Consider the following 9,348-nt stretch of genomic DNA (forward strand, 5'->3'; position numbering starts at 1 on the left):
CCCGACGTCCTGTACACGTCAGAGCACCTCAGGGAGCGGTCCTGCGCATCTCCACCACGTGGAGGCCGAGCGACTGGAACCGCGCGAGCAGCCCGTAGAGATGTGCCTCGTCGATGACCTGGCCGAACAACAGGGTCTGTCCGGACATGACGCAGCTCTCCAGCTCCGGGAACGCTTCGGTCATCGTTCTCGACATCTGTCCCTCGACGCGGATCTCGTATTGCATGAGCGCACCCCTCGCGGGTGTGGTTCTCCGGGCACCCAGGTGCTCATGTTCTACCGTCGTACGGAGCGGTCCATCACCCCGGCCGGGTGACCTCGCCCGATCGCCGGAGGACGCTCGCGGGAGGGTGTCACAGCAAGTCGAGTTCCCGGGCCCGTCGGACGGCCTCGCCGCGCCGGGTCACCGCGAGTTTGCGGTAGATGTGCCTCAGGTGGGTCTTGACCGTGTTGACGGACAGGAAGAGCTCGGCGGCGATCTCCTCCGTCGACATCATCTGCGCCAGTCGGCCCAGGACTTCGCGTTCGCGGTCGCTGAGCGGCTCGGTCACGGGAGCGAGGGCGGGCCCGCCGGTGTCCACCACGCTCGGCTCCGCGACCAGGCCGGTCGGAAGCCAGCCGTGTCGCTGGCCCGGAGAGGGCCGGCGGTCGAGCAGCTCCCGAAGCCAGCACCCGGCCTCCAGGAACGGACGCCCCAGGCGCTCGGGCCGGGCGACAGCCAGGGCACGGGCGACAAGGTGCTGGGCCGCGGCCTCGTTGCCCAGCAGGCGGGCGGCCTCGGCCCGCACCAGCAGGGTCCGGACCGTGACGGCTGGTCCCTGGCCGTCGGGGCCGGGCAGGATGTCGAGGAGGGAGAGTGCCGCCTCCTCGTCGCCGGCCGCCAGCCGAGCACGGGCGGAGGCGATCACACACTCCGGTCCGTCGTCCAACCGGCCGGCCAAGACCTCAGCCGCCGCCCGAGGGCGCCCCAGGGCGGTGTGCACGGCGGCCGCGGCCAGCGCCACCTGGGCGTCCACCCACGGTGAGGGCATCTCGGCGGACGGCATCTCCCGTATGTCGTCGAGTGCGTGGAGCGCCTTGGCGGGGCTGCCCTCGGCGAGCAGCAACCGCGAACGAGTGACGATCAGCCAGGACGTGGTGATCGGATCGCGGGAGCGGGGAGACGACAGGGTCGCACGGTGAACATGCGCCCGGGCGGAGTCGAGTTCGTCGCGCTCGATCGCGACGGCCGCCAGCACCAGTTGCCCCAGCGGAGTGCGCGCCGAGGGCGGCAGACCGGACCGCTCCGCCTCTGCGATCGCCTGCCTCGCGTGCGCCTCGGCCCGGCCCGGCCATCCCTCCAGGACGTCGATCAGGGCGAGCCGCTCCAGGGAGTCGTGTCGGGGGAGGGCCGTCGAGGTGCGGTCGGGCGCCTGCACCGCAGCGGCCAGCGCCGCCCGGGCCTCGTCGAAGCGGCCTGCCCACAGCCGAGCCGCTCCCAGAGCGGCGAGCCTCAGCGTCCGGATCTCCGGATGCGCCTCCAGACGCTTCGAGAGGACCTCCCGTGAGCCGAGTTCTTCGGCGCGCCGGTCAGCGGTCTCGGCCATGTCCGCCGAGCCGAGGAGCCCGCCGGCCAGCACCCGCAGCAACGCACAGCTGAGATGGACCGCCGACGCGTCCTGTGCCTCGACCGGGGGTAGGTGAGCCTCCGCCCGGCTCAGGTTCGCGAGACCCCGGCCGACGTCGTACCGAGCCAGGGCACGGGCAGCGCGAACGAGGTCGGCGGCGGGGCCGGGCGTGTCCGGCGGCATCCGGGTGAACAGCACACCGAGACGGTCCGCGTCCAGCCCCGCGAGGAGGTGCCCGATCGCCAGGTCGTCGACGAGCCGGTCAGCCGCGAACGTCCAGTCCCCCGCGTCGGCGGCGTGTGGCAGAGCCTCCATGAGCAGTCCGGCATCGCTCAGCCATCGGGCGGCCACGCCGTGCAGCTCGCGTTCCAGCCCAGGGTGCCTGCTGTTCAGATGGGCGCGCAGGATCTCGGCGAACAGCGGATGAAGCCGGTACCACGAGTGACCGATCGGCTCGACGAACGCATTCGCGCGCTCCAGCTCCGCGAGAACGAGAGCGGCATCGTCCCGTCCTGTGAGGGCGTTCGCCAGACCCGGATGGGTCCGCTCACAGATGCTGGTCCGCAACAGCAGGTCCCGGCTCGCGGCGGACTGGGTCTGCAGCACCTCGGCCAGCAGGAAGTCCGCGACGGTGCTCTGCCCTGCCTCGAACTCCTTCAGGAAACTCTCCGGGTCGTCCGCCCGCTGCGCCGCCAGGATGCTGAGTCGCAGCCCTGCGGCCCACCCACCGGTCCTTTCGGTCAGCGTGCGGGCGCCCTCGTCCGACAGGGGCAGACCGTGCCGACGCGACAGATCGGCCGTCTCCTCGGGCCGGAACGCCAGGTCGGCACCTCGGATTTCGGTCACTTCGCCGGCGGCGCGGTACCGGTGCAGCGGCAGCAGCGGCTCGGTACGGCTGACGAGGACCAGGCGCAGCCCCGCGCCCGCGTGGTGGAGTACGAACTGCAGCTCGTCCGCGACCTCCGGTGCGGAAACCCGCTCGAACTCGTCGAGAACGAGGATCACCGGCTCGGTCCGGCCGTTCAGGCACGCCGAGAGCCGGGACAGCAGCGAGTTGTCGACCTCATCGGGGCGAGCGGGACTGCCGATGCCGTCGGGAAGCGCGACCCCATGATGACGCAGGGCCTCCAGGACGTAAGCCCAGAAGACGCCCGGGGCGTTGTCCCCGGACTCGGCCGTCAGCCACACCAGCCTGGCCGGCAGAGGCCGCCTGCCGGCCAGGCTGGCGACCAGCAACGTCTTGCCCGCCCCCGCTGGACCGTTCACCAGGACCAAACGGCACTGACCGGCCAGGGCGCGGGTGAGGCGTTCGGTGACGCGGCGCCTGCCGACGAACGTCGGGGGGACGCTGGGGACGGTGAACCGAGCAGCGAGAACGGGGTCGCCGTTCGGTGTCCGGGCCCCGGCGGAGCCGCGGGATGTGTGGGCCATGACACTCACCACAGTGGCAGAGCCGCCCGCGGAGTCAAATCGGGAGCGACTCCGTCGCGTGCCCTTCCGCCGCGGCGCGGCTCCGAGCCTGCACCGGCACGGGTCGGGCGAGCAGGCGGGGAAGTTCGATCACCGGGCCGTCCGGCCGGTGGGTGTCCACGGTCAGGCGGCTCCAGGACGATCACCCGAGATCTGCGGCATTCCCGCGTGCCGGCGCACGCGCCTGTCGTCCGGGGCGACATCGCGGAGTCCGCCCCTGTCATCGTGGCGGCTCCGTCGGGAGGGTGTAGCGGAGGCTGGCAAGGCGTGCGGCGAGGCCCGGGGCGGGTGGGGTGGCTTCTCGTACGCGGCGTGGTCCGCGGCCGGTTCGGCGACCCGGTCGGGGTCCTCGGGCCGTGCGTGCCGTACGCGGGCGGCGGTCGCTCGCGGCCTCCCCCGGGGTGGGCCGGGTCGGGTGAGGTGTCCTCGCGGTCCGTCGTGCCGTCATGCGGTCATGCGGTCATGCGGTCATGCGGTCATGCGGTCATGCGGTCATCATGCCCGGCCCCACCGACATCCCGCGGTGGCGGAGCCACCGGCGGTACGGCGACGCACGGAGGGCCGCCTCGCGGTAGGCCTCCGTGAGGTCGGCGTACAGGGGGTCCAGGAGGGCTTCCTCGCGGGCGTAGAGGAGGAGGCGTACCGCCAGGGGGTCGTCGCGCAGGGGGCGGATCACCATGTCCTCGCGTGGCAACGATGTCGGCTGGCAGGGTGCCACCGCCTCGCCGAGGGCTATCAGGGACGCCGCCGTGTGGTAGTCGCCGTGGAGCAGCGGCGGGTCGATGCCGGCCTCGCTCAGGACCCGGCGCAGCCCGTCCCATTCGCCGTCCACCGTCGGGTCGACCATCCAGCGGTCCTCCGCCAGGTCGGCCAGCTCCACCACCGGCAGCGCGGCTGCCGGGTGGTCGCGGGCCAGCGCGACGAACTGCGGCTCCCGTTCGATCAGGACCCGGGCCAGCAGGCCGTCCGGCACCCGCAGCGGGCAGCCCTCGACCTCGTGGACGAAGGCCACGTCCAGCTGGCCCGCCGCGAGAGACCGCAGCAGCGCGTTGGCGGAGACGTCCATGTGGAGCGCGATGTCCGTGCCGACGAGGCCCTGGCGGAGCCGGCGCAGCCAGCCCGGGAGGGCCCTGCTCGCCGTCGACCCGACCCGCAGGCGCGGGCCGTCGGTGCGCGCGGCCGCGGCCCTTGCCTCGGTGATCAGCGTGGCCATCTGGTCGACCAGCGGGCGGGCCCTGCTGAGCACCGAGCGGCCGAGCGGTGTGGGACGGCAGCCGGTGCGCCCGCGCGCGAAGAGCTCCGCGCCCAGGGAGTTCTCGATCCGGCGCAATTGTGTCGTCAACGAGGGCTGGCTCATACCCAGTTGCCGCGCCGCCTTGTGAAGGCTGCCCGTCTCCGCGATGGCGCAGAGTACGCGCAGATGTCTCACCTCCAGCTCCATGCCCCGAGGGTAGGGCGGCACACTGCGCCGCACCAGACACCCTCATCCCTCCAATTGGCGTGAAATCGGAGGGAGTTGGATGAACCGGAAGAGGGTGAACCCGGGATGGACCCTCCGCGCGCAACCCCGGCGGTGTGATGCGTTCGCGCTATCGCCTGCTGCCATCATCCGCACCCGCCCCGGCTCCCCCGACACTCTCTCCAACCGACCAGGAGGAGCCACCCCCCATGAGACACCCCAAGGTCCTCACCACCTCGCTCGCCGCCACCCTCGGCCTCGGACTCGCCGCCGCGCTGGGCGTCCCCACCGCCACCGCCGCGCCCGTCGACTCCGTCGCCGCGCCCACCGGGTACGCCGCCTACGAGGGGTCCGCCGAGGACGCCAAGGCGACCAGGGCCTTCCACGAGGCCGTGATGAAGTCCGTGGCGAAGAAGCGGGCCGCCAACCCCGGCGCGGCCGCCGTCACCGTCGTCTACAGCGCCTCCTACGCCCCGAGCTTCCGTACGCAGATCTCCCGGAGCACCCAGATATGGAACAGCTCCGTGGTCAACGTACGGCTGGTGGAGGGCAGCAACCCCGACTTCCGCTACTACGAGGGCAATGACTCGCGCGGCTCGTACGCCAGCACCGACGGCCACGGCAACGGCTACATCTTCCTCGACTACCGGCAGAACCAGCAGTACAACTCCACCCGCGTCACCGCCCACGAGACCGGGCACGTCCTCGGTCTCCCCGACCACTACTCGGGTCCGTGCAGCGAGTTGATGTCCGGCGGCGGTCCGGGCACCTCCTGCCAGAACGCCCAGCCCAACGCCCAGGAGCGGGCGCGCGTCGACCAGCTCTGGCGCTACGGCCTCGCCACGGCCTTCAAGGCGTTCTGAGCGCCTGCTCGACCCGCGTCTCGGCGGGGCGGACGGCAGCGGCCGCCATTCGCCCCGCCGAGAGCGAACATCCTTGGTTCCGGGGCGTGTTGCGTGAAGGCTGGGTGGACACATCCCGGATCCGGAGGCGTTTCATGACCGCCGAGCACACGAACACCCTGTACGAGGCCGTGGGCGGTGCCGACGCCCTGCGCCGGCTCTCCGAGACCTTCTACGAAGGGGTGCTGGCCGACCCCCTCCTCGCGCCCGTCTTCGCCGACTTCACCGCCGCCCACGTCGAGCACGTCGCCGTGTGGCTGGCGGAGGTCTTCTCGGGGCCCGCCGGGTTCACGGCGGAGCTCGGCGGGCATCAGGCTCTGCTCCGCGCCCATCTCGGTCTGGGCATCACGGAGGCACAGCGGCTGCGGTGGATGGAGTTGATGACGGCGGCCGTGGAGAAGGAGCTGCCGGACGACGACCTGCTGCGGCGCCGGGTGGTGGAGTACTTCGACTGGGGGACGCGGATCGCCGAGGAGGTCTCGGCCTCCGCGCCGGGCACGGATCTCGGCGAACCCGGGCCCACCCCGCGCTGGGGCTGGGACGGGCTCGCCTGACCACCGCACCGTCAGGAAACGGGACACCGAGTTCCCGTTCCAGCTCGATCCATGGAGCCGGATCCGACCAGTTGAACCGGGGTTGGCCCAGCAGGGCCGTGTCCGGAAGCGTCGCCGCCGCCGGCGTCCTTTCGTCAGGCCGTCTGCATCAGTCGGCGGCCGAACGCCGCACCCTCCGGCAGCTGGCGCCTGACCCGGTCGAGCGCCTCCTCGAAGTCGCCGCCCGCGATGCCCGACTCGTAGGCCGTCCCGCCGTAGTGCAGCGTCAGGCTCAGGTCCGCCCGCTCGCCGAGCGCCAGCAGGCAGCTGAGGGTGGCCTGCTGGGCGGCGCCGTCGACCACCACGGGGAGGGGCAGGTCCCATTCCAGGACACAGCCGGTGAGGGCCTCGCCGCCCTTCTCCGCCGCCTCCCCGGCGCGCAGGGCGGCGAAGCTCGCGCCCGTGTACTCGACTCCCCTGATGCGGGCGGACACCTGCCGTCCGTCCACCGTGATCACGATCGCTTCCGCGCCGCTGCGGTCCCGGTACCAGCCGGTCCAGACTTCCGTCGACTCCGATGACATGCGCGGACTGTAGCGGTCTGACCGGTTCCTTCGCGCGGCCGGTCACCCTGTGGCCGGACTTCTCCCGGTCTCGCCGTTCTTGCCGGTCACGTGCGGGGGAGCGGCTTCCGTGCCGTCCTCGGCCGCTCCCGCGGGAACACCGTCCGCCACCGCACCGGCGGCCTCCCCCGAGCCGTCGCCGGGCTCGTCCCCCGCGGTGTCGGCGTGCTCGGGCCGGACGCGGAGTTCGCACCGCGGGTTACGGCACGGCTGCACTTCCCACTCCGGCACCCAGGCCCCCAGGACCTTGTGCCGCTTCGCGACGAGTCCGAGGGACCGTCCGCAGGCCGGGCATGTGGGCGTGGCCTGCGGGTCCCGTACCGTACGCGGGGTTTCGCTGCCCATACCTCCCAGGGTAGGGCGCGCCCCTGGTCACCGCTTCCTGGTGTAGGTACGGACGAGCACGCCGTTGTCGAAGGTCCGCACGGCTCCCAGTTCGAAGTCGCGGGGCTCGAACCCGGCGCCGAACATCGGCATACCGGAGCCGTAGACCTGCGGGTACGTCTTGATGATCAGCTCGTCGATCTCGTCGATGAGCTCGCCGGCGACGATGGAGCCGCCGCAGAGCCAGATGCCGAGCGGGCTGTCCTCGGCCTTCAGCTCACGGACCCGGCCGACGAGGTCGTCGGCGATCAGCTCGACGTTCGGGTCGGGCGACTCGGTGAGCGAGCGGGTCGCGACGATCTCCCGCATGTGCCCGTACGGGCTGGTGACACCGATGTCCAGAGCGAGCTGGTACGAGCCGAGGCCCTGGATGACGGTGTCGAAGTGCTTGTTGTCCGCGTCGATGCCGAGCGGCTCACGCCCCTGCGTGGGAATGGTCTCGGGGTACTCGGCGGCCATGAACCCCACGTACTGCGGGTCCAGGAACGCGAACATGGACGTGGCGTCCCCCTGGGGGTCGCCGATGAAGCCGTCGATGCTGCACGCGATGTAGTAGGTGAGCTTGCGCAAACCGGTCCTCTTCGCCTCGGGGATGTCGATGTGCGGCCGCGATCGCAACCACGACGGATATAGTGCTTCACTTGTAGTGGTTAAGCAAGGGCTATCGTCCGAAGAGAAGTGGAATCAGGAGGTCCGGTGGCGAGAAATCCCGAGCGGCGAGCGGCGTTGCTCGACGCGGCGATCGAGGTCCTCGCGGACGAAGGTGCCCGTGGGCTCACCTTCCGAGCGGTGGATGCCCGGGCGGGTGTGCCCACGGGCACCTCGTCCAACTACTTCACCGACCGGGACCAGCTGCTCTCCCAGGTCGGGGACCGGATCTTCGTACGGCTCACCCCGGAGCCGGGCTCCGTGGACACGGCCATGCGGCCCGAACCCAGCCGAGAGCTGGTCGTGGAGCTGATGCGGTGGCTCGCCCGGCGGTTGGCCGCCGAGCGCACCTGCTACCTGGGGCTGTTCGAACTCCGCCTGGAGGCCACCCGCCGCCCCGAACTGCGCGACCAGCTCACGAAGGTGCTGCGCGAGGACCTCGACCTCAACATCCGCCTGCACCTCGAAGCGGGGATGCCGGGCGACGCGGACACCGTCCGGCTGCTCTACTTCGCCCTGACCGGACTGCTCTTCGATCACTTCACGGTCCCCGGGCTCCACGACGACCGCGAGCTGGACGACCTCATCGAGACCGTGGTCCGCCGGATCGTCCCGGAGGACCGGCCCGTCAGCGCGTCCGGCGCGTGACGAACTCCGCCAGGGCGAGCAGATCCCCTGCCGCGGCCAGGTCGGGGACCGCCCGGGAGAGCTGCTGCACCGCGCGGGCCATCCGGTCGGCCGCCTGGGCCTGCGCCCAGTCCCGGCCGCCCGCCCGCTCCACCGCGTCCGCCGCCGCCCGTACGTCCGGGGCGTCCAGCTCCTTACGGGAGTACAGCTCGGCCAGCTCCTCCCCCGCCGCGGTCCCCGAGGTGAGCGCCGCCACCACCGGCAGCGACTTCTTGCGGGCGACGAGATCCGCGCCGGCCGGCTTGCCCGTGCGCTCCGGGTCGCCCCAGATGCCGATCAGGTCGTCGATGAACTGGAACGCGAGCCCGGCCTCCCGGCCGAAGGCGTCCATCGCCGCGACCTCCTCCTCACCCGCGCCCGCGTACAGCGCGCCGAGCGCGCAGGCGCAGCCGAGCAGAGCGCCGGTCTTGGCGGTGGCCATCGCCACGCACTCGTCCAGGGTGATCTCGTGCGGGGCGCGCTGCTCGAAGGCGCAGTCCGCCTGCTGGCCGGCGCAGAGCTCGATGACACAGGTGGCGAGCCGGGCCGAGGCGGCGGCCGCGACCGGGTGTCGGTCCTCGGCGAGCAGCCGCAGCGCCAGCGCGAGCACGGCGTCGCCCGCGATCAGTGCCTCGGGGATGCCGAACACCGTCCAGGCCGTGGGCCGGTGCCGGCGGGTCGGGTCCTCGTCCACGATGTCGTCGTGGAGCAGGCTGAAGTTGTGCGCGAGCTCCACCGCCGCTGCGGCGCGCACGGCGGGCGCCGGGTCGCCGCCGAGCGCGCGGGCGGCGGCGAGCACCAGCGCGGGCCGGATCGCCTTGCCCGTCTGCCCGTCGGCCGGGGAGCCGTCGGCCTGCTCCCAGCCGAAGTGGTACATCGCGACTTTCCGTATGCCGCCCGGTAACGACGCGATGGTGGAGCGCAGTTGGGGATCGACGACGCTGCGTGTCTGGTCGAGCAGCGCCACCGCGTCCTGGGGGTCGGCCACGGCGGCCGCCCGAGTCATGGTCACAGTTGCTTCTCTCGTCGAGGCTCGGTGCTCCGTACAGCGGCCGT

General features: G+C 72.1%; 10 protein-coding genes. 3 read left to right on the forward strand and 7 right to left on the reverse strand.

Features of this window, described 5'->3' with window-relative positions; all coding sequences use genetic code 11:
- Window positions 1-28: 28 nt before the first annotated feature.
- From ACFUJR_RS08920 to ACFUJR_RS08930, 3 genes are all read right to left on the reverse strand, one after another.
- Entirely contained in the window at window positions 29-226 is a 198-nt protein-coding gene (locus tag ACFUJR_RS08920; protein ID WP_383175562.1) for a hypothetical protein, read from the reverse strand.
- A gap of 127 nt (window positions 227-353) precedes the next feature.
- Window positions 354-3,038, reverse strand: a complete 2,685-nt coding sequence (locus ACFUJR_RS08925) for a LuxR C-terminal-related transcriptional regulator (RefSeq protein WP_383175565.1) — start codon at window positions 3,036-3,038, stop codon at window positions 354-356.
- Between the two features lie 523 nt (window positions 3,039-3,561).
- A complete protein-coding gene (locus ACFUJR_RS08930) occupies window positions 3,562-4,518 on the reverse strand; it encodes a LysR family transcriptional regulator (RefSeq protein ID WP_383175568.1) in 957 nt (318 codons plus the stop codon).
- 227 nt (window positions 4,519-4,745) lie between these two features.
- On the opposite strand from ACFUJR_RS08930, the gene snpA reads away from it, so the two are divergent.
- Together snpA and ACFUJR_RS08940 are read left to right on the forward strand one after the other, a co-directional pair.
- Window positions 4,746-5,399 carry a snapalysin gene (gene snpA / locus ACFUJR_RS08935; RefSeq protein ID WP_383175571.1) on the forward strand — a complete coding sequence of 218 codons (654 nt, stop codon included), beginning with the start codon at window positions 4,746-4,748 and terminating at the stop codon, window positions 5,397-5,399.
- 134 nt (window positions 5,400-5,533) lie between these two features.
- The gene (locus tag ACFUJR_RS08940) at window positions 5,534-5,992 is read left to right on the forward strand and encodes a group II truncated hemoglobin (protein WP_383175574.1); all 459 of its coding nucleotides are present in this window, start codon (window positions 5,534-5,536) and stop codon (window positions 5,990-5,992) included.
- 134 nt (window positions 5,993-6,126) lie between these two features.
- Here ACFUJR_RS08940 and ACFUJR_RS08945 read toward each other — a convergent pair whose 3' ends face one another.
- From ACFUJR_RS08945 to ACFUJR_RS08955, 3 genes are read right to left on the reverse strand one after another with little or no spacing between them, the layout of a single operon-like run.
- The gene (locus ACFUJR_RS08945; RefSeq protein ID WP_383175577.1) at window positions 6,127-6,555 is read right to left on the reverse strand and encodes a DUF6304 family protein; all 429 of its coding nucleotides are present in this window, start codon (window positions 6,553-6,555) and stop codon (window positions 6,127-6,129) included.
- A 42-nt stretch (window positions 6,556-6,597) separates the two neighbouring features.
- Window positions 6,598-6,939, reverse strand: coding sequence for a hypothetical protein (locus tag ACFUJR_RS08950; RefSeq protein WP_383175580.1), 342 nt, complete (start codon window positions 6,937-6,939; stop codon window positions 6,598-6,600).
- Window positions 6,940-6,966: 27 nt separating this feature from the next.
- Window positions 6,967-7,548 (reverse strand): dihydrofolate reductase family protein, encoded by a 582-nt coding sequence (locus ACFUJR_RS08955; RefSeq protein ID WP_383175589.1) that lies wholly within the window; start codon window positions 7,546-7,548, stop codon window positions 6,967-6,969.
- 126 nt (window positions 7,549-7,674) lie between these two features.
- On the opposite strand from ACFUJR_RS08955, the gene ACFUJR_RS08960 reads away from it, so the two are divergent.
- Window positions 7,675-8,274, forward strand: coding sequence for a TetR/AcrR family transcriptional regulator (locus ACFUJR_RS08960; RefSeq protein ID WP_383175583.1), 600 nt, complete (start codon window positions 7,675-7,677; stop codon window positions 8,272-8,274).
- Here ACFUJR_RS08960 and ACFUJR_RS08965 read toward each other — a convergent pair.
- The gene (locus ACFUJR_RS08965; RefSeq protein ID WP_383175592.1) at window positions 8,255-9,298 is read right to left on the reverse strand and encodes a family 2 encapsulin nanocompartment cargo protein polyprenyl transferase; all 1,044 of its coding nucleotides are present in this window, start codon (window positions 9,296-9,298) and stop codon (window positions 8,255-8,257) included. The two genes, ACFUJR_RS08960 and ACFUJR_RS08965, sit on opposite strands and share 20 nt — an antisense overlap.
- Window positions 9,299-9,348: the final 50 nt, after the last annotated feature.

This window comes from Streptomyces sp. NPDC057271, from assembly GCF_042668715.1.
Taxonomy (GTDB): domain Bacteria; phylum Actinomycetota; class Actinomycetes; order Streptomycetales; family Streptomycetaceae; genus Streptomyces.